Consider the following 26,164-nt stretch of genomic DNA (forward strand, 5'->3'; position numbering starts at 1 on the left):
CGGATGCGAGAAGCCCCTCCCGCGGGCGGGAGGGGCACCCATGGCTTACGCCTTCAGCTTGGCGGCCGTCTCGGCGACGCGGCGGCCCTGGTAGCGGGCGCCTTCCAGCTCGACTGCGCTCGGCTGGCGGCTGCCGTCGCCATCGGCGATGGTGGTGGCGCCATAGGGCGATCCGCCCTTTACTTCGTCCACACCGGCCTGGCCCTGGAAGCCGTAATCGAGCCCCACGATCGTCATGCCGAAGTGCAGCAGGTTGGTGAGAATCGAGAACAGCGTGGTTTCCTGGCCGCCATGCTGCGAGGCCGTGGAGGTAAAGGCCGCGCCGACCTTGCCGTTCAGCTGCCCCTGGAACCAGACGCCGCCGGCCTTGTCCCAAAACGCGGCCATCTGGCTGGCCATGCGGCCGAAGCGGGTGGGGCTGCCGACGATGATGCCGTCATACTGGGCGAGCTGGTTCACATCATCGAGAAGCGGGTGGCTGTCGTCGATGCGGAAGCCGGCGGCCTTGGCCACCTCGGCGGGCGCGGTTTCGGCTACGCGACGGACGTCGACGTCGGCGCCGGCGCTGCGGGCGCCTTCGGCCACCGCTTCGGCCATCTGCGCGATGTGACCATAGGAGGAATAATAAAGAACGAGGATCTTGGTCATGGTTGCGGTCCTTTCTCGGGAAGGGAAGGGAAGGGGCGGGGTCGCCGCCCCCGGGAAGTTCAATCGGCGTCGACCAGGACGATCTCCGCATCTTCGATCGCGGTGATCGTCACCGTCGTGCCACCGGCCAGCGCGGCGCCGTCGCGGGCATCGACGCGATCGCCGTCCAGGGTGATCGCACCGGCCGCCGGCACCAGATAGGCGTGGCGACCCGCACCCACGCTGTGGGTGACGCTTTCGCCCGCCTTGAGTGTCGCGCCCAGCACGCGGGCATCGGCGCGGATCGGCAGCGCATCCTTGTCCTCGGCGAACCCCGAGGCGAGCGTGACGAAGCGACCCGAACGATCGTCCTTGGGAAAGGGTTTCGCGCCCCAGCTCGGTTGGCCGCCGCGTTCGCGCGGGAGGATCCAGATCTGGAAGATCCGGGTGGTCTCCGGTTCCAGATTGTATTCCGCGTGCCGCACGCCGCTGCCCGCGCTCATCACCTGCACGTCGCCGGCTTCGGTGCGGCCCTTGTTGCCCATCGAGTCCTGATGGGTGATCGCGCCCGAGCGGACATAGGTGATGATCTCCATGTCCTGGTGCGGATGCGGCGGGAAACCGGAATTCGGCGCGATTTCATCATCGTTCCAAACCCGGATCACGCCCCAGCCCATGCGCGCGGGATCGTAATAGCTGGCGAAGCTGAAGTGGTGCTTGGCCTTGAGCCAGCCATGATCGGCGCCGCCCAGGCTTTCGAAACTACGTTTGTCGATCATCGCTGATCTCCCTTGGTTGTTGACGCCAAGATAGGCCGGATGATTGTCGCGTAAACGGAAACGTTGGAAACTGATCGTTTCGTGATATGAAGGTCGTCGCGGCGGAGGCGCGACGATGAAGCTACCCGATTTCGAAGCCTGGGCGATGTTCGCGAGCGTGGTGGAACACCGATCGTTCAGCGGTGCGGCGGCGGCGCTCGGCATGTCGAAGGCAACGATTTCCAAGGCAATCACGCGGCTGGAGGAGCGGCTGGGCACCACGCTGTTCCACCGCACGTCCCGCCGGCTGACGCTGACCGACAGCGGCCAGCAGCTTGCCGAACATGCCCAGCGCATCCTGGAAGAAGGGCAATCGGCGGAGGAGGCTGCATTCGAATCGGCCAGCGCGCCTTCCGGCGTTGTTCGGCTCGCCGCACCGCTCACCTTCGGCACGCGGCACCTCGCGACGCTGCTCGCGGAGTTCATGACGGCCAATCCGGGCATCAAGGTGGAACTGACCTTGTCTGACGCGTTCGTCGACATCGTCGGCGAGGGGATCGACGTGGCGCTGCGAATCGCCGAGCTGCCGGACAGCTCGCTACGTGCCCGGCGGCTGGGCCCGATCAGCATTCATGTCGTCGCCGCGCCCGATTATTTCGAGCGGCACGGGCGACCGCAGCATCCGGCGGACCTCGCCCGCCATGCCTGCTTCGTCTACACCAACACCGCGACGCCGGGCGTCTGGCGGTTCCGCAAGGCCGGCGGCGAAGAGGCGGCGGTCCGGGTGGATGGGCCGATGCGCACCGACAATGGGGATGCGATGCTGCCGGCGCTCCGCGCGGGGCTGGGGGTCGCGCGATTGCCGGGCTTCCTGGTGGACGAGGATATAGCCGCTGGCCGGCTGGAGGCGGTATTGACCGATTGGGTATCCGGATCGGTGGGGCTGCACCTCGTTACCCCGCCCGGATCGCGCCGGCCGGTGCGGGTGGAAACGCTGATCGACTTCCTGACGGAGCGGTTGCGCACCCTCTGCGTTCGGGCATCGTGAAGCGGCTGGTTCCCGATGATGCCGACGCGCGGTTCATCCGCCGCGTCCTTATCCTGCTTACCGTCGGCGCGGTGGTGGTGGCGCTGGTGCGCGCTGCCGACCTGCTGATCCTCACCTTTGGCGCCGTGCTCGGCGCGGTGGTGATCCGCGCCATCGCCGATCGCTATATCCAGCTCGGTCTGGCGAGGCGCTGGTCGGTGCCGGGGGCGATGCTGACGGTGCTGGCGGCGATCCTGTTCCTCGTCTGGCTGTTCGCGGTGCAGTTCGGCCCGCAGATCGAAGCGCTGGTCCGCTCGATACCGCAACTGGTGGTGCGCCTGAAGGAATGGGCACAGGGCAGCCCGGTGGCCGCCAAACTCTATGATGCCGCCGAAGCGGCGTTCGCGGGCTCGCGCATCGCGCGCGATGCCAGCGGCTTCGCGCTGGGTTCGTTCGAGTTGTTCCTCAATGCCGTGTTGCTACTGGTCGGCGCGCTGTTCATCGCGGCTGATCCGGGCGTGTATCTGCGCGGGCTGCTGTTGCTGGTGCCCAAGGGGCGCCAGCGCGACGCGGTCGGCGATGCGCTGGCAGATGTCGGCACCACGCTGCGGCTGTGGCTGCGCACGCAGCTGATCCTGATGACCAGCATGGGGCTGCTGGTGGGGTTGGGCCTATGGATCGCTGGTGTGCCCTCACCGGCGGCGCTCGGACTGCTGGCCGGCCTCAGCGAATTCATCCCTTATGTCGGGCCTGCCGCTGCGATGCTGCCCGCGCTGGGTCTTGCGGCTACAGGGGGTAGTGGCGCCCTGATCGGGTGCCTGCTCGTCTTTGCCGGCGTGCGGATCATCCAGACCAATTTCCTGACGCCGGTCGTGCAGAGCCGGGTGATCGCGATTCCGCCGGCGGTGACGCTGTTCTCGATCATCGGTATCGGCTTTGTTTTCGGCCTGTTCGGGCTGTTCTTCTCGGCAGCGCTGCTGGTGGTGATCTTCACGCTGGTGCGGAGCCTGTATCTGCGCGAAGTGCTGGGAGAAGAAATCGACGATCGACAGCCTGCGCCGCCGCCTCCGTCCGAACCCGCACCGTAGATTTCCCGGGGCGCCAGCGGTCCTCAACTTACGAGAAATTAACCTTTCGGCTTCATTGACGTTTAGGTTAATGAATCGTCCAGCGCGTCGGGCATCGGGGCTCCGCCGTGTGGTGTGGACAGGGGAACCGGCAATGCGCGTGCTGCTGATCGAAGACGAACCAAGCACAGCCAAGGCGATCGAGCTGATCCTTACGGGCGAGGGCTTCAACGTCTATACGACCGACCTGGGCGAGGAAGGGCTCGATCTGGCCAAGCTGTATGATTACGATATCATCCTGCTCGACCTGAACCTTCCGGATATGCACGGCTATGACGTGCTCAAGAAGGTCCGCACCGCGCGGGTGCAGACCCCGGTGCTGATCCTTTCCGGCATCAACGAAATGGATTCGAAGGTTCGTTCGTTCGGCTTCGGCGCGGACGATTACGTGACCAAGCCGTTCCACCGCGACGAACTGGTTGCCCGCATCCATGCGGTCGTGCGCCGTTCCAAGGGCCATTCGCAGTCGGTGATCCGCACCGGCAAGCTGGCGGTGAACCTGGACGCCAAGACCGTCGAGGTCGATGGCGCCCGCGTCCACCTGACCGGCAAGGAATATGCGATGCTGGAGCTGCTCTCGCTTCGCAAGGGCACGACGCTCACCAAGGAAATGTTCCTCAACCATCTCTATGGCGGGATGGACGAACCGGAACTGAAGATCATCGACGTGTTCATCTGCAAGCTGCGCAAGAAGCTGAGCATGGCATGCGATGGCGACAATTATATCGAGACCGTCTGGGGCCGCGGCTATGTGCTGCGCGAGCCGGATGAGGCGCTGCAGGCGGATACCCAGGTCGCCTGACCGCGAATTTCACGCAGGCAAATAAAGCCGTCGTCACGCCCCGAGTGACGGCGGTTTTTTTTGTTCGGCATGTGGGCGCACAGGGGACGCTGGACCTGCCATGTTTTGCCAGTGGCGGAGCTTTTGGAATTTGATGGGCTGCTGACGGGGGGCGTTCGGGAGAGCATTCAAGATTGCGGACGTGGTTCAGCTATCTCTCGCGTTCTAGGCTCGCTATGTCCGAGCTCGAACCTGCAGGGGGCGCGGATGTTGACCTTTCTGGCGCTATCAGTCGCCATTCAATCTCATCCCACTTTGAGTGGGCCGGCCAAGTCTCCAGAAAGCGACGCGATGGCTGCTGCAGCTGCGGCGATCATTTCAAAGAATGAGTTGGAAATGCGCGCGAGAATTGCAGCCGAGGTGAGGACAGATCCGGATTTCGACGATTTTCATGGCTTGCGTGGACCTGATCGCTTCACGCTCGAAGCCGCATTACGTGCCATAAAGTCCTGCGATGTAGGATCGGTAATGCGTAGCGATGCGGCCATTCCCACGTACACGGTCAACTGGATATGCCAATACCAGTCTCAAGGGACTGAACGCTCGCGCTACTCCGGAGCGGCGGCAGTGCTAAAATGGCATGAAGGAAGGCCAACGTTGTTCAATTTCAACTTTCAAGGACCTTGGCCGCGCTTACCTAGAGCGCAATAGGAATATCATTCAGGCGCATTGGGCAAGTTGAAGACTGGCGCCCGTTGGGCGTGCGGCAATCGCTCTGAACAAGCAGGATCACGCGTGCCAACCACTCGGCGCAAGCTGAAGGGGCGTCCGCTTGCTGGCAGCGGCGCGGGGTGCGGAATGGCCGACTTTGGGCGCAAGCCGTCGTCTGCCCCTAACGCTGCCGCGCAGCCGCATGGCTTTCCGCCCGCGCCAGCAGCGCCAGCAAGTCTTCGCGGCTGACGTCGAAGGCTTCGCCCGCTTCCGCCAGCGCCGCGTCGACGTCCTCGGGCAGCAGGCCCCGCGCGGGCGGGGCGGGGCGCACCCGGTGCGGATAGCTGTGGCCGGTGACGCGGTGGACCAGCAGTCCTGTGGCGGTCAGCAGCATGGCGTTCAGCCCGACGGGCAGGAACGCGAAGGCATAGCCCTGCGCCAGAACGGCGGGCGCGAGCACGGGGAGCAGCGCGGTGCCGCCGCCGGGCGGGTGCAGGCTGCCGGTGGCAGACATGAGGGCGATGGCCAGGCCCACGGCGACACCGGCCGCCAGCGCGCCATGCCCCAGCCACTGCGCGACCAGCGTGCCGGCCAGCGCGGAAACCACATTGCCGCCGATTACCCGCCAGGGCTGGGCAAGGGGGCTGGAGGGCACTGCGAACACCAGCACCGCCGAAGCGCCGATCGGTGCGGCGAGCAGGATAGCGCTGGCCTGGTCGAAACCCAGCAGCGCCGAGAGCCAGGCGGTGAGGCCGATGCCGATCGCCCCGCCGATTGCGCCGCCGATCCGGTCGCGCCACTGCGCGCCGGCCATTCGCAACCGGAACATCGAAACGCTCCCTACTTCTTCGCCACCCAGGCACGCTGGCCGGCGACCCAGGTTTCCACGACCTTTACGGCCCGCAGTTCGGCGGGCGAGGCGGTCAGCGGGTCGCGGTCGAGGACCAGGAAATCGGCCCAGAGTCCGGGGGCGAGCCGGCCGAACTTGTCTTCACCGAAACCCGCATAGGCGCCGCCGATGGTGAAGCCGGCCCAGGCCTGTTCGCGGCTCAGCTTCTCTTCCGGGCGCCAGCCGCCCGGCGGGTTTCCTTGCGCATCCTCGCGCGTGAACGCCGCCGCCCAGCCGGCCCAGGGATCGGGGCTCTCGACCGGATAGTCCGAACCGAACGCCAGTCGCGAGCCGTCGCGCAGCATCGTCTGCCAGGCATATGCGCCGGCCAGCCGGTCCGGCCCCAGCCGCGCTTCGGCCATCGTCCGGTCGCTCGTCTGGTGGACCGGCTGCATCGAGGCGATCGTGCCGAACTTGGCGAAGCGCGGCAAATCCTTGGGGTCGATGATCTGAGCGTGTTCGATCCGCCAGCGCCGATCGCCCTTGTAGGTTTCGGACAGGATTTCGATCGCATCGAGAACCTGTTGGTTGGCGCGGTCGCCGATCGCGTGGACGGCGAGCTGGAAATTGTCCATCGCGCCGCGCGCCATCAGGTTGAGCAGCTGATCGTCGGTCAGGAAGCCGAGGCCCTTGTTGCCGGGGGCGTCCGCATAATCCGCCTTGAGCCACGCGCCGCGCGATCCCAGCGCGCCATCGGCATAGAGCTTGATGCCGCCCATTCGCAGCCGGTCGTTGTAGAGCCAGGGCGTCGGGCCGGCGCCCGCCACGCGCAGCGCGGTATCCACGCCATGCGCATAGCTCATGATGCGCAGGCGCAGCTGCCCGATATCGGCCATGCCGCGCATCGTTTCCCAATCGTCCACCGTGGTGCCCATGTCCGCCGTAGCGGTGATGCCGAGCGCGAGGAGACGTTCCTGTGCTGCCAGGAAAGCGGCGTTGCGTTCCCGGGGGGTAGACTGGGGGACGACCTTGGCGACCAGCTCGGTCGCGGCGTCGACCAGTACCCCGGTGGGGCGGCCGCTGGCGTCACGCTCGATCCGGCCGCCCGCGGGATCTTTGGTGGCGGCGGTGATGCCGGCGAGTTCCAGCGCCTTGCTGTTCGCCCAGCCGGCATGGCCGTCGACGCGTTCAAGCCAGACCGGGCGGTCGCTCACCGCGCGATCGAGATCGGCGGCGGTGGGGAAACGCCCGAGCTTCCACACTTCCTGGTTCCAGCCGCGGCCGAGAATCCACTTGGCCGGCACGCGCCCGGCCTGGTCGCGGATGCGGGCGAGCGCATCGTCGAGGCTGGTGGTGGCGGAAAGATCGAGCTGAAGCTGCTGGAAGCCGAGGCCCATGAAGTGGCCATGCGCATCGACCATGCCCGGCACGAGCGTCGCGCCCTTCATATCGACGCGCCAGACCAGCCGTTTCGGCCGCTTCTGCCCCTTGGCGATCAGTGCGACGACCTTGCCCCAGGGATCGATCTGCAGCGCCTCGAACCGTACCACGGCACCTTTCGCGTCCAGCGTTATGCCATTGACATTGTCGATGATTCCATCGGCCTGAGCGGCGGGCGCGAACAGCAGGGCGGTGGCGGCGGCGAGCCGCTTGAGGCGGGTGAACATGGGCGAGGGGCATAGGGCCTGTTCCCCCCGCGCGCCAGATGGTCTAGGCGGGAAGACTATGGCTACCAAAGCAGCACCAGCACCCGCTTCGCTCCCCGTTTCCATCGCCGATATTCGGGCGGCGGCGGAGCGAATTTCGGGCGCGGTGGTGCGCACGCCGACGCTGCACAGCCGAACGCTTTCGCAACTGACCGGCGCGAACGTCTATCTGAAGTTCGAGAATCTGCAGTTCACCGCCGCGTACAAGGAACGCGGCGCGCTCAACACGCTGCTGCAGCTGGATGCCGAGGCGCGGGCCAAGGGCGTTATCGCCGCGTCCGCCGGCAACCATGCGCAGGGTCTGGCTTATCACGCGACCCGGCTGGGCATCCCCAGCACGATCGTCATGCCCAAGAACACGCCGATCGTGAAGGTCACCCAGACCGAAGGCCATGGCGCGAATGTCGTCCTGCACGGCGAGACGTTCGACGCCGCCTATGCCCATTCGCGGGAGCTGGAGGCAGAGCGCGGCTTCACCTTCATCCACCCGTTCGACGATCCGCGCGTGATCGCCGGGCAGGGCACCGCGACGCTGGAACTGCTCGAAGACGTGCCGGAGGTCGACACGCTGGTGGTGCCGATCGGCGGCGGCGGGCTGATCTCCGGCGCGGCTGTGGTCGCCAAGGCGCAGAGCCGGCCGGTCGACGTGCTGGGCGTGCAGGCGGAACTGTACCCGTCGATGTACAACCGCATCCACCATACCGAGATGCCCTGCGCCGGCGATACGCTGGCCGAGGGCATCGCGGTGAAATATCCCGGCGGCGTGACGGCGCGAATCGTCGAGGCCTTGGTCGACGACATCGTGCTGGTGGGCGAGCGCCGGCTGGAAGAGGCGGTGAGCCTGCTGCTCCAGATCGAGAAGACCGTGGTCGAGGGGGCGGGCGCCGCCGGTCTCGCGGCGCTGCTCGCCGAGCCGGAGCGGTTCAAGGGCAAGACCGTGGGCACCATCCTGTGCGGCGGCAATATCGATACCCGGCTGCTCGCCAATGTGCTGCTGCGCGACCTCGCCCGTTCGGGTCGCCTCGCGCGGCTGCGGATCCGGCTGCAGGACCGGCCGGGCGCGCTGTTCCACGTCGCGCGGATCTTCCACGAACAGGGCGTCAACATCATCGAGGTATACCACCAGCGCGTGTTCACTTCGCTGCCGGCCAAGGGGCTGATCACTGACATCGAGTGCGAGACGCGCGATCGCAACCATCTCGACCGGCTGATCACCGCGCTGCGTCGGGCGCAGTATGAAGTGAGCATGGTGGAACTGGCCTGAGGCATGGCGGCGGCTGTCCATCGGCAAGGATGGTTAGCGCCGCGCCCGGCCTGTCCCGTTCCGCGCCACTCGGGAAAGCTGCGGAGGCAGGGTTACGATTCTTTGATGGTAAAGCGGCTTTTCATCATGCCGATCCGCCCCCATAGTCGACGAAGAGGGGCCCGGACAGGGAGCGCCCCATTGGAGCAGAGGACGGCCGAGCGGTGACCGCATTATCACGTTTCCCGCGTTTCTTCGTGACGAGCCCGTCCGCCTGCCCGTACATCCCTGGCCGACAGGAACGAAAGATCTTCACCGAGCTTTCCGGCCATAACGCCGGCGAGCTGAACGACGCGCTCAGCCGCATCGGCTTCCGCCGCAGCCAATCGGTGGCCTATCGCCCCAGCTGTGCCGGCTGTTCGGCCTGCGTGTCGGTGCGAGTCGTGGCCGAGGGCTTTCGCCCGAACGCGACGCAGCGCAAGCTGCTGAAGCGCTATGACGACCTGGAAGTGACCGCCTGCAAGCCCTGGGCGACCGAAGAACAATATGCTCTGCTGAAGCGCTATCTCGATGCGCGCCACCCCGGTGGCGGCATGGCGGCGATGGACGAGAACGACTATGCCGACATGGTCGAACAGTCGCCCGTCACCTCCTACGTCATCGAATATCGCGAGCCATCGGTGGATGGCGTGCCCGGCCGCCTGGTCGGCGCCTGCATCACCGATCAGCAGGCGGACGGCCTGTCGATGATCTACAGCTTCTTCGCCACCGAAGAGGATGGTCGCCCGGGCATGGGCACCTTCATCATCATGGATCATATCCGTCGCGCCCGCGCCGCCGGCCTGCCTTACGTCTATCTGGGCTATTGGGTGAAGGGCAGCGCGCGCATGGCTTATAAGACCCGCTATCGCCCGATCGAGATGCTCGGCCCCAATGGCTGGGTGCTGCTGGAAGACGAAGCCACGGCTGCGACGGCGCCGATGCGGGTGCGCGAGCCCGTCTGAGCCCTCAGGCCGGCTGCGGCGCTGCGTGCGCCGCGCGCAGCAGTTCGCCCACCAGCGGGTGCGGAAAGCGCCGTTCCAGCGTGACGGCGTAGAAGCTTTCGGTGATCTGCGGCAGCTGATCGAGCTCGATCAGCATCCCGGATTCGAGTTCGTCGCGCACCACGATCGGCGGCAGCACGGCCAGTCCGGCGCCGGCGCGTGCGAGCAGACGCATCATCGCCATGTCGTCCACCTCTGCCGCGATCTGGGGCCGCACCCCCAAGGCCGCGACCAGCGAATCGAACGCGGTCCGCACCGTGCTTTCGGGCGTGGGCAGAATCACCGGATGCTGCGCGAGCAGGCTGGCCAGATCGCTGCCCGCGCCGCGTGCCGAGGCCCGGCCGATCAGGCTCACCCTCTGTTCGGCCAGTCTTGTCGCGAGATAGGGCGTGATCGAATCGCGGGCCGGCGGCTGGTTCGCCAGCACCACGTCGAGCTGGAGGCTGGCCAGCGCCTGCATCAGTTCCGCCGCGCTGCCGGAGCGCAGCACAAGTTCCACGTCCGCCCGGTGCAGTAGCGGCTCGACAAAGCCGATCTGGAAGTTGCGCGAAAGCGTGGCCAGCGCGCCGACGCGCACCGCCTGCCGCGCGCGGCCGGTCTCGCGGAGTACATCGAGCAATTCGTCGCCGGTCGCGAAAATGGCGTCGGCATGGTCGAGCGCGATCCTGCCCGCCTCGGTGAGCACCAGCCGGCGGCCCTCCCGCTCGAACAGAGGATGCCCCAGGCGATCCTCCAGCTTGCGGATCTGAGTCGACAAAGCGGACTGCGATACCGCCAGCCGCGCAGCCGTGCGGGTGAGATTGCCGTCATGCGCCACCGCCCAGAAGTAGCGAAGATGGTTGTAGTTCAGGTCGCGCATACGTTCTTCTAAACAGAACGATAAGCAACAAACAATGAATTTCATCTGATCGTTCCGCGTCTCTAACGCTCTTCCCACAACGAACGGGAGATGCGGCGTGAACATTTGGTGGTTGGCGAATGCTGGGCCGGTAGCGCTTGCCGCCGCTGCGGCAGCCGCTGTGTGCGGGCGGCAGTTCCGGCCCGGTTGGACGCTGCACATCGCCTCTTGGGCGGCGCTGCTGGCGCTGGTCGCCGCGACGGCGCTTGCCGGCTGGGTGGCGGTGGCAGGTCCGCGCACGATCGCCCCTGCCGGAGCCGAAGCGGTGCTTGCCATGCGGCTGGACGTGGTGAGCGTCACGATGCTCGTGCTGGTCGCCTTCGTCGGTTGGGTGGTGGTGCGGTTCGCCGCCACCTATCTGGATGGTGAGGCGCAACAGGGCCGGTTCACCACTTGGCTGGCGCTGACGCTGGCGAGCGTGATGCTGCTGGTGAGCGCGGGAACTTTGCCGCAGCTCGTCCTGGCATGGATCGCCAGCGGGCAGGGGCTGCGCAGGTTGCTGCTTTTCTATCCGGAGCGGGCCGCCGCCCGGCGCGCGGCGCGCAAGAAGGCGCTGAGCACCGGCTTGGCGGACGTGCTGCTGATAGGGGCGGCTCTGCTGCTCTGGCATGCGACCGGCACCACCGATCTCGCGACGCTGCTCGCCGCCGCGCGTTCGGGCGCCGCGCCGCAGACGATGGCGCTGGCCGCCTGGGCCATTGCGATCGCCGCGATGCTCAAATCGGCCCAGTTCCCGCTGCATGGCTGGCTCACCGAAGTGATGGAAGCGCCGACCCCGGTTTCCGCGCTGCTTCATGCGGGCGTGATCAATGCCGGTGGCTTCCTGCTGATCCGGCTCGCTGATGTGGTGATCGCGGAACCGGCGGCGATGGCGCTGCTCGCGATCCTGGGCGGGTTCACCGCGCTGTTCGGTAGCATGGTTCTGCCGACCCAGCCGGCGGTGAAGACGCAACTCGCCTGGTCCACCGTCGCGCAGATGGGCTTCATGATCATGCAGTGCGGCCTGGGGCTCTTCGCGCTGGCGCTGCTGCATATCGTCGCCCACTCGCTCTACAAAGCACATGCCTTTCTGTCCTCCGGCGGCGCGGTCGAGCGGATCGCGGCTGCCCGGCGGCTGGGGCCGGTGGCGAAGCCGGACTTCCCGGCGGTTGCGCTGGCGATGTTCGGCGCGACCGTCCTGTACGGCACGCTCGCCTTCGGGCTAGGCGCCTGGCAGAAGCCGCCCCAGGCGGTGGCACTGGGTGCCATCCTGGTGTTCGGTGTCGCCTATCTGATCGTCCAGGGAATGAGCCCCGCCGCGCCGCGCGCCTTGCTGCAGCGGACGCTGGGCTTCGCGATCCTCGCCACCTTCGCCTACTTCCTGCTGCATGCAGGCGCGGAGTGGATGACCGCCGGCACGCTTCCGCCGGTGCCCGCGCCGGGGCTGTTCCAATGGCTGCTGATCGTGATCGCGCTGCTCGCGTTCGGGGGAATTGCGGTGGCGCAGGCGATGCTTCCCTTGTGGTGCGATCATCCCGCGGCGCGGCGGCTGCGCGTCCATCTTAGCCACGGTTTCTATCTCAACGCGCTGTTCGATCGGGCGATCGGCAGCCGGCTTTCCGGAAAGGCCTGATCCCATGTATCGTAGCGCCACTGCCGATCCCCAATCCTATGCGCCGCAGCCCAGCTATGTCGGGCTGGTGTTGGAAGCGGCCGAACATGCCGCGCGCGGCATCCCGCCGCTGTGGCCGCTGGCGACCAGCGTCGCGGTGAATCCCTTTCTCGGCCATACCGGCCGCAGCCTCGCCCATGCGGCGGCCTGGCTGGGACGCAGCGCCGGCGCACGAGCGACGATGCCACGCTGCTGGTACCGCGATCGCATCGCCGCCGGCGAGATCACGGAGGCGGACCTGCACCAGGCCTGGCTCGCCACCCCGGCGGCCGAGCGGCCCGCGCCGTTCGAGCAGGTGCTGCTGGCGATCGGCCGCGACTCGCCCGATCCCGTGCCGCACCCGACGCTGGCGGAGGTTGCGGCGACGCTGGGCGGGACCGATTGGCCATCCGTGATCGCCGAGCAAATCGGCGCCTGGGCGGGCAGCTATTTCGATGCCGGTCAGGCGCTGTGGGCGGCGCCGCAAGGGGTGGGCGCCTATTCGGGCTGGCGCGATCAGGCCTGCGTTGACCGCACGCCGGAGGTCTTCGGCCTCGCCGGCTTCCGCGCCTTTGTCGCGCGCACCCCGGCCAGCGCGAGTGACGCAATCGCTGTCAGCGCCGCGCGGCTTGGCCTGCGGGCGGAAGCGGCGGCGCGCTATTTCGAACGGCTACTGATGGGGCTCGGCGGCTGGGCGCAATATGCCCGCTACCGGCGCTGGCAGGCCGAGCTTGCCGGTGAAGCCGACGACACGCTGGTCGATCTGCTGGCCGTGCGGCTGAGCTGGGAAGCGGCGCTGTGGGAGCTTGGCGGCGCGGCGCTCCGCGAGCGTTGGGCGGCGGTGGCGCGCGTCTATGAAGCGCCGCCGCGGCCGGGCGAGGACGCGTGCATCGATGCGATCCTGCAGCACGCGGCCGAGCGGGCGGAACAGCGCAGGCTGGCCGGACGCTTGTCGGCACCGGTGGCGGATGCGGGCAACCGCACGGCGATCGCCCAGATGGCCTTCTGCATCGACGTGCGCTCCGAACCGCTGCGCGCGGCGATCGAGCGCGTTGCGCCCGACATTCAGACGATGGGCTTCGCCGGCTTCTTCGGGCTGGGCACGGCGCATCGCCCGCACGGCGCCTGTTCCGGCGAGGCGCGGCTGCCCGTGCTCCTGCGTCCGGCCGTGACCAGCGACGACGGTGCCGATCCGGCGACCGAGGCGCTCGACCATGCGATCCGCCGCGGCGACCGCGCCTGGGAGCGGTTCAAGCAGGCGGCGGTGTCCTCCTTCGCCTTCGTCGAATCCGCGGGGCTGGCCTATGGCGCCAAGCTGTTGGAGGCGACGCTGGGGCTGGCCAGCAAGGCGGATGCCACCGCCACGCGCCCGCGCTTTCAGCCGCCACTGCCGCCGATGCAGGCGATCGACGCTGCGGAGCGCGTGCTGCGGGCCATGTCTCTGACCAAGGACTTCGCGCCGTTGCTGATCCTCGTCGGCCATGGCGCGGTGGTGACCAACAACCTGCATGCAAGCGCCCTGCAATGCGGTGCGTGCGGCGGCCATGCCGGCGATGTGAACGCGCGGCTGCTCGCCGGCCTGCTGAACGATCCGGTCGTGCGGACCGGGCTGGCCGCGCGGGGTATCGTGATCCCCGCCGAAACGGTGGCGATCGGCGGCCTGCACGACACCACCAGCGATCAGATCCGCCTTTTCGCGGATGAAGCGGGCGATGTGCCGCCTCTCGGCCTGGCAGCGGTGGAACAGGCATTGGCGCGCGCTTCGGTGGAGGCGGCAATCGCACGCGCGACCCGGCTGCCACGGGCCGATGGCGCCCGGCAGATCCTGGCGCGCGGGCGCGACTGGGCACAGGTGCGGCCCGAATGGGGACTCGCGGGATGCAGCGCGTTCCTTGCAGCGCCGCGGGCACGCAGCGCCGGCCGGGCATTGGGAGGGCGCGCGTTCCTGCATGACTATGATTGGCGCGACGATGCCGATCTGTCGGTGCTGGAGTTGATCCTTACCGCGCCGGTGGTGGTGGCGAGCTGGATCAGCCTGCAATATTATGGGTCGAGCGTGGCGCCGGGGGTGTTCGGCGCCGGCAACAAGCTGCTCCACAACGCCGTCGGCGGGATCGGCGTGCTCGAAGGCAATGGCGGAACGCTACGCGGCGGTTTGCCCTGGCAGTCGGTCCATGATGGCGAGCGGCTGGTGCACGATCCCCTGCGCCTGAGCGTGGTGATCGAGGCGCCAACTGCGGCGATCGGCCGGATCCTGGCGCGCCACGATGCGGTGCGTGCGCTGTTCGATCAGCATTGGCTGCACCTGCTGGCGATGGACGAATCGGGGCGGATTGCATGGCGTTACTTCGGCGGCCTGCAATGGCAGCCCTTCGTTGCCGAGGAGGCGTGACGATGAAGATGCGAAGCACGCGGCCGATGCGCATCCACCAGGAGCCCGAGGTCGAGCTGGCAGCAATTGATCGCCGGATCGCCTGGGTGCTGAACCATCCCGGCACCAGCCCATGGTTGAAGGCTGCGCTCGAGGCGGCGCTGGCCGGCGATCCCTTGGTCGTCGCCAACGACGTGGAGATGCTGCGCCACCTGCTGCTTCCGCGCAGCACCGCCCATGCCCTGCTGGTGGCCGAGGCGGCCGAACCGCGTAATAGTATGTAATCGAATATAGTAGATGCGGTAACATATCTGCGCCATTGCGGTGCGGTATGGACCTGATGGCAGCACCCTCTGGTTTCGAGCAGCAGATCAGCCTTCGCCAGCTTCGGTACCTTGTGGCACTCGCTGAGGAAGCGAGCTTCACGCGGGCCGCAGCGCTGGCGGGGGTGAGCCAGCCGTCGTTGTCGCAGGCGATCCGCCAGCTGGAAGACGCGTTGGGCGCCCCGTTGGTGGAGCGCGGCGCGCGTGCGTTCCTGACGCCGCTGGGCCGCGAGGTCGTCGACCGGGCACGGCGGATTTTGCTAGAGGTGCGCGATCTGGGCGAACTTACCGCAGGCGGCGATGCTGCGCTGCTGGGCACGATCCGGCTGGGCGTTACGCCGACGCTGGGCGCCTATCTGCTGCCGCGGCTGGTGGCGCGGCTGCACCAGCAGTTCCACGATCTGCGTGTGCACGTCCGCGAGAATCAGCCGGCATTGCTGGTGGAGGCGCTCAGCGCAGGCAGGCACGACGTGATCCTCGCCCAGTTGCCGCTGCAGGCTCCAGGGGCACATGTCGCCCGGCTGTTCCGCGAACCGCTGCACGTTGCCATGGCCGCAGACCATCCGCTCGCCTCGCGCGAGGCTATCGACCGCGCCGATCTGGCGGGGCAAGACCTTCTGACCCTGCAGCGGGGCTATCGGCTCGCCGAGCAGATCATCGCCATCGCCGAGGAGGCCGGCGCCCGCGTGCGCGACGATTATGAAGGCACCAGCCTCGATGCGATCCGCCAGATGGCGGGGATGGGCATGGGCCTGGCGGTGCTGCCCGAGCTCTACGTCAGGCAGGAGATCCGGCCAGGCGACGACGTGGTGTCGCGGCCGTTTCGCGGCGGCCGCCACTATCGTGAGCTCGGCCTGCTGTGGCGGAGCGGGGTGGCGCGCGCCGCAGCCTATGAGCGGCTGGCGCGCGAACTGGTCGCCTGTGTCGAGGACATAGGCATTTCCTATCGGTAGCATAGCCGATGTGGCATTGTATCAATGGTGCATCGCACACATTTCAGCGTTCCTGAAGGGAGACGTAGCGGCAATGGCGAAACAGAAGATCGGCATGGGGGACGTGCGCGGTTGGCTTGCCGAGGTGATCGGCCCCGATGGGGGGTATCTGCGCCTCGCGATGGTCTATGGTGTGGCGATCAGCCTGCTGTCGCTGGCCACGCCGATTTCGGTGCAGCTGCTGATCAACAGCGTCGCGAAGATCGCGCTGCCCGCGCCGTTGCTGACGCTTTCCGCGCTGCTGTTCGCGCTGCTGCTGCTGGTGGTGGTGCTGAGCGCCCTGCGCGTGCACATCATGGCGCTGTTCGAGCGGAGGATCTTCGCCCGCACGGTGGCGGAAATCACCATCCGCGCCGTGCACGCCCGCAACCCGTTCTTCGCCGATGCGCGCCGCAGCGATCTGTTCAACCGCTACTTTGACCTGATGCTGGTGCAGAAGAGCGTCCCCAGTCTGGTGATCGGCGCCTTCACCATCCTGCTGCAGTCGGTGGTCGGCCTGGTGGTGACCAGTTTCTACCACCCCTTCTTCCTGGCCTTCAACGTCGTCCTGATCGCGCTGGTGCTGCTGATCTGGCAGCTCTGGTCGCCGGGCGCGATCCGTTCGGCCGTGGCGCTGAGCCATGCGAAGCACGAGGCTGCCCGCTGGCTCGAGGGGCTGGGCGGATCCAACGGTTTCTACAAGTCGAGCCGGCACCTCGATTTCGCGATGGACGGATCGGAGACGATGACGGCGGCCTATGTCGACGCGCACCGCCGCCACTTCCGCTTCACCTTCGTCCAGACCTGCGCCTTCCTGCTGCTCTACGCCACCGCCAGCGCGGCGTTGCTGGCGCTGGGCGGCTGGCTGATCCTGCAGAACCAGCTTTCGATCGGCCAGCTCGTCGCCGCGGAGCTGATCCTGTCCGGCGTCTTCTACGGCCTGGGCCAGCTCGGCACCTATCTGGAGGCCTATTACGACATGATCGCCGCGGCCGAGGAGGTATCGCTGCTCTATGCGATCCCGCACGACACCCCCCAGCGCAGCTCCCAGGGCCCCAGCAGCGGGGAGGTGCGGCTGCGCGGCGTCGAATCGGGCGACGTCCGCTTCGACCTGACGATCGCTGCCGGCCGCCAGCTGGTGGCGGTGGGCGCTCCGACGGTCGATCGCCGCCTGGCGATGCTGCTGAAGCGCAACCTGCAGCCGGATCGCGGGCTGGTGATGGTGGGCGGAGTCGATCTGGAGGCGTTCGACGTCTATCGCCTCCGTTCCGACGTCGTCGTGCTCGATCGTCCGACGATCGTCGAGATCCGCATCCGCGAATATCTGGGCCTTGCCGGCGCCGATATCCCCGCAGGCAAGGTGCTGGACGCGCTGTCGCTGGTTGGGCTGGATTCGCGGATCGCGCAATTGCCGGAAGGGCTTGAGACGACGCTCGCCGCCTCCGGCTGGCCCTTCTCGATCGGCGAGCTGATGGCGCTGAAGCTGGCGAACGCGCTGCTGGCCCGCCCGCAGGTGCTGCTGCTCAGCCCGCTCTACGATCTGATGCCGCCCGAACGGTTGAGCGCGGCGCTGGAGGCGCTGCGCGAGGCTGGCACCACCGTGCTGCTGTTCACCGGGCGCCCGGACGCGATCTGCCGCGACGGGTATCTGTGGCTCGGCCACACCCAGCAGGTCCAGTTCGAAACGCTGGAACAACTCAGCGCGGCGCTGCGCGACCAGGAGGAACGCAATGCCCTTCAGGCCTGATCATATTACCCATTTCCCGACGCTGGCGCGGATGCGGCCGCCGCGCATCTCGCGGGTGATTGCCTGGATGATCATGTTCACCGTCGGCGTCGGCGCGGCGGTGATGATCGCGGTACCCTGGGTGCAGACCGCGCCCGGCCAGGGCCAGGTGATCGCGCTGGATCCCCAGGATCGTGCGCAGTCGGTGACGGCGTTCGTGCCGGGCCGGGTGGACCGCTGGTTCGTCACCGACGGGCAGTTGGTGAAGAAGGGCGATCCGATCGCCAAGATTTCGGACAATGATCCCGAGCTGCTGGCGCGCCTGACCAACGAGCGGGACCAGGTGCTGGCCGAGATCGCCTCGGTGGAAAATGCGCGCAGCGTCGCTTCGATCGACGTCAATCGTGCGCGCCAGATGTTCCAGGAAGGCTTGGCCGCCCGGCGCGAATATGAACAGGCGCAGATCCGCGTCGCCGATCAAAGCGCAAAGCTGGCGGATTCGCGGGCCAAGCTGAACCGCATCCAGGTATCGCTGAGCCGCCAGGCCGAGCAGATCGTGCGCGCACCGCGCGATGGCCGCATCCAGAGCCTGAACGCTGCCGCCAGCGCGACGCTGGTGAGCGCGGGGACCGAACTTGCCACGCTGACGCCGGAGGGCAATACCGAGCGCGTCGTCGAACTGATGATCGACGGTCGCGACATCGCGCTGGTGCGTCCCGGCCGCCGTGTGCGGCTGGAATTCGAAGGCTGGCCGGCGATCCAGATCAGCGGCTGGCCCACCGCGGCCTGGGGGCTGTTCGACGGGCGCGTGCGCTCGATCGACCCTGCCGCCATGCCCACGGGCCTGTTCCGCGTCCTGATCGAGCCGATGCCCGGCACCAGGGCGTGGCCGAGCGACCGCTTCGTGCGGCTGGGCGCGAAGACGCGCGGCTGGGTGCAGGGTGAAACGGTTGCGGTCGGCTATGAACTATGGCGCCAGCTGAACGACTTCCCGCTCGAATTCGGCACCGCCGTGAAGAGCGAGGACAAGGGCATGGACGTGTACAAGAAGAAGAGCAAATGATGCTTCGGCTGCTCTCCCTCTGCGCCGTGGCGGTCACGCTTCCGCTATCGGCCGCGGCGCAATCCACGCGTACGTCACCGGCACCGGCACCGGCACCGGCAACGGCTGCCGCGCAGGCACCGCTCACGTTGGACGATGTTCTTCGTTCGTCCGCCCGCAACGCCCCCCAGATCATCGAGGCGCTGGCCAAGCAGCGCCAGGCGGAGGGCAAGGCGCTGAGCGCCGAAGGGGCGTTCGACATCGTCTTCGACGTGGACGCGCAGACGCGGGCGCTCGGCTATTATGACGGCACCGTCGTCGACGCGAAGGTGAGCCGTGCGCTCGATAACAATGGCGGCGGCCTGTACGCCGGCTATCGCGTGTCGCGTGGGCGGTTCCCCATCTATGAGGACAAGGCGTACACCAATCAGCTGGGTGAGCTTAAGGTCGGCGCGATCTTCTCGCTGCTGCGCGATCGGGTCACCGACGAGCGTCGCACCAAGCTGCGGCTGGCGGACCAGGACGTGGACGTTGCCCGGCTGGAGCGCGAGATGGTGGCGATCGGCGTGCAGCGCCGGGCGATGAGCGCCTATCAGGCCTGGGCCGTGGCCGGTCTTCGCCTGAAGGCCTATCGCGATCTCCTGGCGCTCTCCGAGCGGCGTCGCGCGCAGCTGGCCCGGCAGGTGCAGCTGGGCGCGCGGCCGCAGATCCTGATTACCGAAAACGACCAGAACCTGGCGCGCCGCCGCTCGCTGGTGGCGCAGGCCGAACAGAAGCTGGCCGAAACCGCCAACGCGCTGTCCTTCTTCTGGCGCGATGAGAACGGCATGCCGATCGTCCCTGCCACGGATCGATTGCCCGCGACGCTGCCGGAACTGCCCGGTGTCGCGCCGCGGGCTGGGCCGATCCTGCGCCCGGACCTGAAGACCGTGCTGGTGCGGATCGATCAGTCGCTAGCGCGGCTCCAACTGGCCGAAAACGACCTGAAGCCCCGGCTGGATGCCAGGGCAGAGCTGGCGAAAGACGTCGGCGCGCTGGGGCCCGGCGGCGCCTCGCGGACGCCGGCGGAGGCGATCGTGGGCGTGCGTTTCACGGTGCCGCTCGAGCGCCGCGCCGCGCGCGGCCGGATCGTGGAAAGCCGCGCCGAAATCGATGCGCTGCGTACGCGGCAGCGCATGCTGGAGGAGCAGATCGCCATCGAAGTGAAGGGGATCACGATCGGCATCGAAGGCGCCGATCGCGTGGCGGATCTCGCCGCGCAGGAAGCGGAGCTGGCCGGCAAGATGGCGACGGCCGAACAGCGCCGGTTCGACATGGGCGCCAGCGACTTCTTCCTGATCAACCAGCGCGAGGAAAGCGCCACCGATGCACGGCTGCGCGCGCTGGATGCCCGCTATCAGGCGCTGGTCGCCCGGGCCGATCTGGCGGCGGCGACGGCCGATCGCGGGGTGCTGGGGCTGTAATTCAGGCAGCGGGGCCGGGCCCCAGGGAGCTTCCCGACAGCGGACTTGCGGCAAGCTGGGCAGGGCGGTAACCCCACCTATCTTATCCTCTTGAGTTTGCACATGTCCCCAGCGCAGCGCGGCCGTCGTCCTTCCTTGCCTCTCTACGCGGGCCTCGGGCTGCTGCTGGTTGTGCCCTTCGCTGCCGATATGGTGCTGCCGCTCGGCACGGCGACCTGGGCGGGCTATCTGCTGCCGACGGTGATCGCCTATGTGGCGGGGAGGCCCGTGGTGCCGCTGGTGATCGCCGCGATCGCCACGCTGCTCAGCTTCGCGGGTTTCACCCTCGCGCCGCCGGGCGTCGATCCGCAGGTTGTGCTGGTCAATCGGATCCTGGGCGCGTCGATCACCTGGATGTTGGCCGGGATCGGCTTCGCCTTTGTGCGCAACCGGCTGGCGATCCGCCGCGAGGAATGGCTGCAGACGGGGCAGGTGGGGCTGGCGAAGGCGGTGGCGGGCGAGCTGCCGCTCGACCAGTTGGCGACGCAGGCGCTGCGCGCGCTGGCCGAATATAGCGGAGCCCAGGCGGGCGCGCTGTTCGTGCGCGATCCCAGCGGCGAAGGATTCCGGCGCCAGGCGACCTATGCCGTGCCGGCCGATGCGGCGGTGCCCGAATGGATCAAGCCCGGTGACGGGCTGCTCGGCCAGGCGATTGCCGACCGTCGCCGGTTCGTGGTCGATCCCGTGCCGGAGGGGTATCTCTATTATGGTTCGGGCCTGGGCCAGGCGCAGCCGCGCACGTTGCTGATCGGCACCACCGAAGCGGACGGGGAAGTGAACGCCGTGCTCGAGCTCGGCTTTCCCAACGCGGTCGATCCCCAGGTGGAGGCGCTGCTCGATCGTATCGGTCCGCAACTGGGCGTGTCGATCCGCTCCGGCAAATATCGCGCCCGGCTGCGCGCGCTGCTGGAGGAGACGCAGCGCCAGGCCGAAGAGCTGCAGGTGCAGAGCGAGGAGCTGCGCGCCAACAACGATGAGCTCGAAACCCAAAGCCGCAGCCTGCAGGACACGGCAGCGCGGCTGGAAGCCCAGCAGAGCGCGCTGGAGCAGACCAATGCCGAGCTGGAGGCGCAGACTCGCCAGCTGGAGCTGCAGCGCGACGAATTGGCGCGCGCCCAGGCATCGCTGGAGCATCAGGCTGCCGATCTCGAGCAGGCCAGCCGCTACAAATCCGAATTCCTCGCCAATATGAGCCATGAGCTGCGTACGCCGCTCAACTCGCTGCTGATCATGGCACGGCTGCTCGCTGAGAACCGGGCAGGCAATCTCAGCCCCGAACAGGTGCGCCATGCCGAGACGATCGAAACGTCCGGAAACGACCTGCTCACGCTGATCAACGACATTCTCGACATTTCGAAGATCGAGGCGGGCAAGCTGGAACTGCAGCCGCGGCGCATCCGGGTCGCGCCGGTGCTGGACAAGCTGAAGGCGGTATTCGCGCCTTCGGCGGGGGCGAAGGGCCTGGCGCTGCGGATCGAATCGGGGGCGGATGCGCCTGCCGATATCGAGACCGATCCGCAGCGGCTGGAGCAGGTGCTGAAGAACTTCCTGTCGAACGCGATCAAGTTCACCGCGAAGGGTGAAGTGTCGCTCGCCGTCATGCGGCGGCCGGACGGGCGGATCGCCTTCACCGTGCGGGATACGGGGGTCGGCATCCCGGCGGAGCAGCAGCAGGTGATCTTCGAGGCATTCCGCCAGGCGGATGGCACCGTCAGCCGCAAATATGGCGGCACGGGCCTCGGCCTGTCGATTTCGCGCGAACTGGCCCGGCTGCTCGGCGGCGACGTGGCGGTGGAAAGTGCGCCGGGCGAGGGGAGTGTCTTTTCGCTCGTGCTGCCGGAATCCTATGATCCCGCATTGGTGCAGGGAGCCGCGCCCACGCCGCCGCCCCCATCGCCCAAGCCGCAACCGTCAAACCCCAAACCTGCCCGTCGCCGTGACTCCCCGCCCACCGAAGACGATCGCGAGCAGCTGTCCGGTGACAGCCGGGTGATCTTGATCGTGGAAGACGATCCGGTGTTCGCACGGATCCTGTGCGACATCGCGCATGATCTGGGCTTCCAGTGCCTGATAGCGGGGACGGCCGATGAAGGCGCGCTGATGGCGCGGCAATATGCGCCCAACGCTGTCATCCTCGACATGAACCTGCCCGATCACACCGGGCTCTCGGTGCTCGATCGGATCAAGCGCGACGTGCGGACGCGGCACATCCCGGTGCATGTCGTCTCGGTCGACGATGACAGCCGGGCGGCGCTGTCCAGCGGGGCGGTCGGCTATTTGTTCAAGCCGGTGCGGCGCGAACAGCTGGTCGAGATGCTGGAGGGACTCGAAGCCCGGATGTCGCAGCGGATGCGGCGCGTGCTGGTGGTGGAAGACGATGCGCAGCAGGCCGAAAGCGTCAAGCAGCTGCTCGCCTCGCGTGAAGTCGAGACGATCGAGGCGCATTCGGCGGCCGAATGCGTCGCGCGGCTGGGGCAGGACACGTTCGACTGCATGGTGCTGGACCTTAACCTGCCCGATGCCAGCGGGCTGGATCTGCTGGACCGGCTGAGTCACGACGACAGCGTCGGCTTCCCGCCGGTGATCGTCTATACGGGTCGCGATCTGAGCGCCGACGAGGAACTGCGGCTGCGCAAATACTCCAAGTCGATCATCGTCAAGGGCGCCAAGTCGCCCGAGCGGCTGCTCGACGAAGTGACGCTGTTCCTCCACCAGGTCGTCTCGGAGCTCCCGGAACCGCAGCAGCAGCTGATCGCAAAGTCGCTTGGGCGTGATTCCGCGCTGGAGGGCCGATCGATTCTCGTCGTCGAAGACGATATTCGGAACGTTTACGCCCTCACCAGCATTTTCGAGCCCCATGGAGTCAAGGTTCGCATCGCTCGGAACGGTCGAGAGGCGCTGCAGGCGCTCGACGAATCGGCGCGCAAGCTGGCCGACCCTGTCGATCTGGTGCTGATGGACGTGATGATGCCCGAAATGGACGGACTCACCGCCACGCGGGAGATCCGCAAGCAGCCTTGGGGGAAGACGCTGCCGATCATCGCCCTGACGGCGAAGGCGATGGCGCGCGACCAGCAGGATTGCCTGGACGCCGGCGCCAACGACTATCTCGCCAAGCCGCTCGACATCGACAAGCTGCTGAGCCTTGCCCGCGTATGGATGCCGCGTTGATCGAGGAACCGATCCTGCCGCACGAGGAGATTGAACTGGAGCTGCTGCTGGAAGCGGTATGGCGGCAGTATCAATATGACTTTCGCGGCTATTCGCGCAGCTCGCTGTTTCGCCGGCTGGAGCGTGCCTGCCAGCGCTTCGGCTGCGAGGGACTGTCGCAGCTCCAGCACAAGCTGCTTCGTGAACCGGCGGTTTTCGGGGAGCTGATGGGCTTTCTCACCATCCAGGTAAGTGAGATGTTTCGCGATCCCGACTATTTCCGCGCGCTGCGCGAAGCGGTGGTGCCGCATCTGCGTACCTGGCCGTCGTTGAAGGTTTGGATTGCCGGCTGCGCGAACGGCGAGGAGTTCTATTCGCTGGCGATCCTGTTCCGCGAGGAGGGGCTGGAGGATCGGACGATCTTCTACTGCACCGATATCAGCCCGGCAGCGCTGGCCAAGGCCGAAGCCGGCATCTTCGATCTGGACCGCATCCCCCAGTTCACGGAAAACCACCGCCGGTCGGGCGGACGCGGCTCGCTTTCCGACTATTATACGGCCGCCTATGGTGCGGCGGTGTTCGACAAGAGCCTCCGCGCGCGCACCGTTTTCGCCGAGCATAGCCTGGCGACCGACCAGGTCTTTGCCGAGGTGCAGCTGGTTTCGAGCCGCAACGTGCTGATCTATTTCGACCGCGCCCTGCAGGATCGCGCGCTGGGGCTGTTCGGGGCATCGCTGGTGCGGGGCGGCTTTCTCGGGCTGGGCTCGCGTGAGACGCTGCGCTTTTCGGAGCATGCGGACGCCTTCACCGACTTCAACCGCGCGGAGAAGATCTATCGCCGCAACACCAGCGACCTGAAGGTGCTGGCCGATGCGTGAGCTGGTGAAGGTCCTTGCGGTCGATGACGTTTCCGAAAACCTAATCGCCCTCAAAGCACTATTACAACAACAAGGCCTGGAACTGCTGACCGCCAAATCGGGCATGGAAGCGCTCGAGTTGCTGCTGGTGCACGATATCGCGCTGGCGCTGCTCGACGTGCAAATGCCCGGCATGGACGGCTTCGAACTGGCCGAGCTGATGCGGGGTACCGAGCGGACGCGCCGCGTGCCAATTATCTTCCTGACCGCCGTCGCCACCGACGAGCGGCGGCGTTTCCGCGGCTATGAGACGGGCGCCGTCGATTATCTGCTGAAGCCGGTTGATCCGCAGATCGTGCGGAACAAGGTGGAAATTTTTGTCGAGCTGGCGCGCCAGCGGCAGGAAATCGCGCTGCAGCGCGATCGCCATGCCGGGGCGCTCGCGCGGCTGAAGGCTCATCGCGACAACTCCCCCCTCGCCATCGTCGAGTTTGATGCGGAACAGCGCGTAATTGCCTGGTCTGCCGGCGCCGAGCGGATGTTCGGCTGGCGGGCGGCCGAAGTGCTTGGCCTACGCCTTTCCGAGATCGAATGGCTCGACCTGGAACATGCCGCCGGCTTTCGCGCGATGATCGACGGAATGATCGCAGGCGACACTACCCGCGACAAGGCGGTAGTGCGGATGCGCACGGCTGAGGGGGTGACGCTCGACTGCGAATGTTATGGGTCGGCGCTGCTGGGGCCGGACCATCGGCTGCTCTCCGTCAACACCCAGATTCTCAATATCACGGACCGGGTGCGCGCCGAGGAGACGCAGCGGTTGCTGATCGGCGAACTGAACCACCGGGTAAAGAACACGCTGGCATCGGTGCAGGCTATCGCCACGCAGACGCTGCGGCATTCATCGGGCCCTTCGGAATTCGCGCCGACCTTCATTGGTCGCATCCACGCATTGGCGCGCGCTCATTCGCTGCTCAGCAGCACCACTTGGCAGGGTGCGAGCCTGCAGGAACTGGTGGTGGGCCAGGTGCAGACCGGCACCGTCGACGAAGGCCGCTTCGCTACCCAGGGCGCTGATTTGGACCTCGCGCCCGAGCCGGCGCTGCACCTGGCGTTGGTCCTGCATGAGCTAGTGACCAATGCGCATAAATATGGCGCTCTGTCGGTGCCGGAAGGGCGGGTCTCGCTGGAATGGCAGGTGCGCGACGCGATGCTGGAGCTGGACTGGCGCGAGAGCGGAGGGCCTGCTGCCCCGCCGCCGACGCGCCGCGGCTTCGGCACCGCGTTGATCGAGCGGAGTCTGAAGGCGGAGGGGGGCAGCGCGGTGCCGTCGTTCGGCGACGAGGGGGTGCGCTGGCTTCTCAAAATTCCCTATGCTAGCGCAGTTCGTCTGCAGGCCGAGGCGCACCCGCGTCGCGCGGTTGTCACGCCCACCGCACTGGCGCAAGCCATTGCGGCGATCGAAGGCAAGTGCCTGCTGATCGTCGAGGACGAACCGCTGGTTGCGCTTGAGCTTTCGACCATTCTTTCCGAAGCGGGCGGCAAGGTTATCGGCATAGCCGCCACCGCTAACGAAGCCATGGAGGCCATCCGTTCGACTGAGGCGATCGACGCTGTTTTGCTGGACGGCAACCTGCAAGGCGCGCTCGTCGACGAGGTCGCGGCAATGCTGGGCACGCGGTCGATCCCATTCCTGTTCGTCAGCGGATATGGCCGGGATCACCTGCCGGTCGGTGCCGGGGACGTGCCGGTCGTAGAAAAGCCGTTCGACGTTCGCGCGATCTGCACGGCGCTGGCAGGTCTGTTCGATACTGCGCAGGTGACTGCACAAGGCTGAACAGC

21 protein-coding genes are annotated in these 26,164 nt (G+C 67.1%); 16 read left to right on the forward strand and 5 right to left on the reverse strand.

The window, feature by feature from the left end:
• Positions 1–45: 45 nt before the first annotated feature.
• Together wrbA and ACNFJ7_RS01295 are read right to left on the reverse strand one after the other, a co-directional pair.
• On the reverse strand, positions 46–648 hold the full coding sequence (gene wrbA, locus ACNFJ7_RS01290; RefSeq protein WP_019370223.1) for an NAD(P)H:quinone oxidoreductase: 603 nt from the start codon (positions 646–648) through the stop codon (positions 46–48).
• 59 nt (positions 649–707) lie between these two features.
• Positions 708–1,406 carry a pirin family protein gene (locus ACNFJ7_RS01295; RefSeq protein ID WP_019370224.1) on the reverse strand — a complete coding sequence of 233 codons (699 nt, stop codon included), beginning with the start codon at positions 1,404–1,406 and terminating at the stop codon, positions 708–710.
• Positions 1,407–1,521: 115 nt separating this feature from the next.
• Between ACNFJ7_RS01295 and ACNFJ7_RS01300 the strand changes: the two genes are divergently transcribed.
• From ACNFJ7_RS01300 to ACNFJ7_RS01315, 4 genes are all read left to right on the forward strand, one after another.
• Complete coding sequence (locus ACNFJ7_RS01300) at positions 1,522–2,433, forward strand: LysR family transcriptional regulator (RefSeq protein ID WP_019370225.1); 912 nt, start codon at positions 1,522–1,524, stop codon at positions 2,431–2,433.
• The gene (locus tag ACNFJ7_RS01305; RefSeq protein WP_019370226.1) at positions 2,430–3,500 is read left to right on the forward strand and encodes an AI-2E family transporter; all 1,071 of its coding nucleotides are present in this window, start codon (positions 2,430–2,432) and stop codon (positions 3,498–3,500) included. Before ACNFJ7_RS01300 ends, ACNFJ7_RS01305 begins: the two co-directional genes overlap by 4 nt.
• Before the next feature lie 133 nt (positions 3,501–3,633).
• Positions 3,634–4,341, forward strand: coding sequence for a response regulator transcription factor CtrA (gene ctrA / locus ACNFJ7_RS01310; protein WP_019370227.1), 708 nt, complete (start codon positions 3,634–3,636; stop codon positions 4,339–4,341).
• A gap of 246 nt (positions 4,342–4,587) precedes the next feature.
• A complete protein-coding gene (locus tag ACNFJ7_RS01315; RefSeq protein ID WP_152997780.1) occupies positions 4,588–5,031 on the forward strand; it encodes a hypothetical protein in 444 nt (147 codons plus the stop codon).
• A 181-nt stretch (positions 5,032–5,212) separates the two neighbouring features.
• On the opposite strand, the gene ACNFJ7_RS01320 is transcribed toward ACNFJ7_RS01315, so the two are convergent.
• Together ACNFJ7_RS01320 and ACNFJ7_RS01325 are read right to left on the reverse strand one after the other, a co-directional pair.
• On the reverse strand, positions 5,213–5,860 hold the full coding sequence (locus ACNFJ7_RS01320; protein WP_037513783.1) for an HPP family protein: 648 nt from the start codon (positions 5,858–5,860) through the stop codon (positions 5,213–5,215).
• Positions 5,861–5,871: 11 nt separating this feature from the next.
• A complete protein-coding gene (locus ACNFJ7_RS01325) occupies positions 5,872–7,527 on the reverse strand; it encodes an amidohydrolase (protein ID WP_019370229.1) in 1,656 nt (551 codons plus the stop codon).
• A gap of 58 nt (positions 7,528–7,585) precedes the next feature.
• Here ACNFJ7_RS01325 and ACNFJ7_RS01330 point away from each other — a divergent pair, with 58 nt between their 5' ends.
• Together ACNFJ7_RS01330 and ACNFJ7_RS01335 are read left to right on the forward strand one after the other, a co-directional pair.
• Positions 7,586–8,830: a threonine ammonia-lyase gene (locus ACNFJ7_RS01330; RefSeq protein ID WP_019370230.1), complete on the forward strand. Its 1,245-nt coding sequence runs from the start codon at positions 7,586–7,588 to the stop codon at positions 8,828–8,830.
• Positions 8,831–9,033: 203 nt separating this feature from the next.
• Complete coding sequence (locus ACNFJ7_RS01335) at positions 9,034–9,813, forward strand: arginyltransferase (RefSeq protein WP_026009250.1); 780 nt, start codon at positions 9,034–9,036, stop codon at positions 9,811–9,813.
• Between the two features lie 4 nt (positions 9,814–9,817).
• On the opposite strand, the gene ACNFJ7_RS01340 is transcribed toward ACNFJ7_RS01335, so the two are convergent.
• The gene (locus ACNFJ7_RS01340; protein ID WP_019370232.1) at positions 9,818–10,711 is read right to left on the reverse strand and encodes a LysR family transcriptional regulator; all 894 of its coding nucleotides are present in this window, start codon (positions 10,709–10,711) and stop codon (positions 9,818–9,820) included.
• A gap of 97 nt (positions 10,712–10,808) precedes the next feature.
• On the opposite strand from ACNFJ7_RS01340, the gene ACNFJ7_RS01345 reads away from it, so the two are divergent.
• The 10 genes from ACNFJ7_RS01345 (at position 10,809) to ACNFJ7_RS01390 (ending at position 26,159) form a co-directional block, all read left to right on the forward strand.
• Positions 10,809–12,362 (forward strand): proton-conducting transporter membrane subunit, encoded by a 1,554-nt coding sequence (locus ACNFJ7_RS01345; protein ID WP_026009251.1) that lies wholly within the window; start codon positions 10,809–10,811, stop codon positions 12,360–12,362.
• 4 nt (positions 12,363–12,366) lie between these two features.
• Positions 12,367–14,772, forward strand: coding sequence for a YbcC family protein (locus ACNFJ7_RS01350; RefSeq protein ID WP_019370234.1), 2,406 nt, complete (start codon positions 12,367–12,369; stop codon positions 14,770–14,772).
• 2 nt (positions 14,773–14,774) lie between these two features.
• Positions 14,775–15,035, forward strand: coding sequence for a hypothetical protein (locus ACNFJ7_RS01355; RefSeq protein WP_037513786.1), 261 nt, complete (start codon positions 14,775–14,777; stop codon positions 15,033–15,035).
• Between the two features lie 56 nt (positions 15,036–15,091).
• Positions 15,092–16,027, forward strand: a complete 936-nt coding sequence (locus ACNFJ7_RS01360) for a hydrogen peroxide-inducible genes activator (RefSeq protein WP_026009252.1) — start codon at positions 15,092–15,094, stop codon at positions 16,025–16,027.
• 73 nt (positions 16,028–16,100) lie between these two features.
• Complete coding sequence (locus ACNFJ7_RS01365) at positions 16,101–17,792, forward strand: ABC transporter ATP-binding protein (RefSeq protein WP_019370237.1); 1,692 nt, start codon at positions 16,101–16,103, stop codon at positions 17,790–17,792.
• Positions 17,776–18,834 carry an HlyD family secretion protein gene (locus tag ACNFJ7_RS01370; protein ID WP_026009253.1) on the forward strand — a complete coding sequence of 353 codons (1,059 nt, stop codon included), beginning with the start codon at positions 17,776–17,778 and terminating at the stop codon, positions 18,832–18,834. The genes ACNFJ7_RS01365 and ACNFJ7_RS01370 overlap by 17 nt, the downstream gene beginning before the upstream one ends.
• Positions 18,831–20,276, forward strand: coding sequence for a TolC family protein (locus ACNFJ7_RS01375; protein WP_019370239.1), 1,446 nt, complete (start codon positions 18,831–18,833; stop codon positions 20,274–20,276). Before ACNFJ7_RS01370 ends, ACNFJ7_RS01375 begins: the two co-directional genes overlap by 4 nt.
• Before the next feature lie 102 nt (positions 20,277–20,378).
• Positions 20,379–23,486: a response regulator gene (locus tag ACNFJ7_RS01380; RefSeq protein WP_026009254.1), complete on the forward strand. Its 3,108-nt coding sequence runs from the start codon at positions 20,379–20,381 to the stop codon at positions 23,484–23,486.
• The gene (locus ACNFJ7_RS01385; protein WP_019370241.1) at positions 23,471–24,343 is read left to right on the forward strand and encodes a CheR family methyltransferase; all 873 of its coding nucleotides are present in this window, start codon (positions 23,471–23,473) and stop codon (positions 24,341–24,343) included. The genes ACNFJ7_RS01380 and ACNFJ7_RS01385 overlap by 16 nt, the downstream gene beginning before the upstream one ends.
• Positions 24,336–26,159 (forward strand): response regulator, encoded by a 1,824-nt coding sequence (locus ACNFJ7_RS01390; RefSeq protein ID WP_019370242.1) that lies wholly within the window; start codon positions 24,336–24,338, stop codon positions 26,157–26,159. The genes ACNFJ7_RS01385 and ACNFJ7_RS01390 overlap by 8 nt, the downstream gene beginning before the upstream one ends.
• Positions 26,160–26,164: the final 5 nt, after the last annotated feature.

Origin of the sequence: Sphingomonas sp. HT-1 (assembly GCF_048568905.1) — a bacterium.
Classification (GTDB): Bacteria; Pseudomonadota; Alphaproteobacteria; order Sphingomonadales; family Sphingomonadaceae; genus Sphingomonas.

Coding starts and splice junctions, on each gene's coding strand:
- ACNFJ7_RS01365 (WP_019370237.1), top strand. CDS start 16,101: ATGGCGAAACAGAAGATCGGCATGGGGGACGTGCGCGGTTGGCTTGCC.
- ACNFJ7_RS01300 (WP_019370225.1), top strand. CDS start 1,522: ATGAAGCTACCCGATTTCGAAGCCTGGGCGATGTTCGCGAGCGTGGTG.
- ACNFJ7_RS01330 (WP_019370230.1), top strand. CDS start 7,586: ATGGCTACCAAAGCAGCACCAGCACCCGCTTCGCTCCCCGTTTCCATC.
- ACNFJ7_RS01315 (WP_152997780.1), top strand. CDS start 4,588: ATGTTGACCTTTCTGGCGCTATCAGTCGCCATTCAATCTCATCCCACT.
- ACNFJ7_RS01360 (WP_026009252.1), top strand. CDS start 15,092: ATGGCAGCACCCTCTGGTTTCGAGCAGCAGATCAGCCTTCGCCAGCTT.
- ctrA (WP_019370227.1), top strand. CDS start 3,634: ATGCGCGTGCTGCTGATCGAAGACGAACCAAGCACAGCCAAGGCGATC.
- ACNFJ7_RS01390 (WP_019370242.1), top strand. CDS start 24,336: ATGCGTGAGCTGGTGAAGGTCCTTGCGGTCGATGACGTTTCCGAAAAC.
- ACNFJ7_RS01380 (WP_026009254.1), top strand. CDS start 20,379: ATGTCCCCAGCGCAGCGCGGCCGTCGTCCTTCCTTGCCTCTCTACGCG.
- ACNFJ7_RS01350 (WP_019370234.1), top strand. CDS start 12,367: ATGTATCGTAGCGCCACTGCCGATCCCCAATCCTATGCGCCGCAGCCC.
- ACNFJ7_RS01325 (WP_019370229.1), bottom strand. CDS start 7,527: ATGTTCACCCGCCTCAAGCGGCTCGCCGCCGCCACCGCCCTGCTGTTC.
- wrbA (WP_019370223.1), bottom strand. CDS start 648: ATGACCAAGATCCTCGTTCTTTATTATTCCTCCTATGGTCACATCGCG.
- ACNFJ7_RS01370 (WP_026009253.1), top strand. CDS start 17,776: ATGCCCTTCAGGCCTGATCATATTACCCATTTCCCGACGCTGGCGCGG.
- ACNFJ7_RS01340 (WP_019370232.1), bottom strand. CDS start 10,711: ATGCGCGACCTGAACTACAACCATCTTCGCTACTTCTGGGCGGTGGCG.
- ACNFJ7_RS01385 (WP_019370241.1), top strand. CDS start 23,471: ATGGATGCCGCGTTGATCGAGGAACCGATCCTGCCGCACGAGGAGATT.
- ACNFJ7_RS01295 (WP_019370224.1), bottom strand. CDS start 1,406: ATGATCGACAAACGTAGTTTCGAAAGCCTGGGCGGCGCCGATCATGGC.
- ACNFJ7_RS01355 (WP_037513786.1), top strand. CDS start 14,775: ATGAAGATGCGAAGCACGCGGCCGATGCGCATCCACCAGGAGCCCGAG.
- ACNFJ7_RS01375 (WP_019370239.1), top strand. CDS start 18,831: ATGATGCTTCGGCTGCTCTCCCTCTGCGCCGTGGCGGTCACGCTTCCG.
- ACNFJ7_RS01320 (WP_037513783.1), bottom strand. CDS start 5,860: ATGTTCCGGTTGCGAATGGCCGGCGCGCAGTGGCGCGACCGGATCGGC.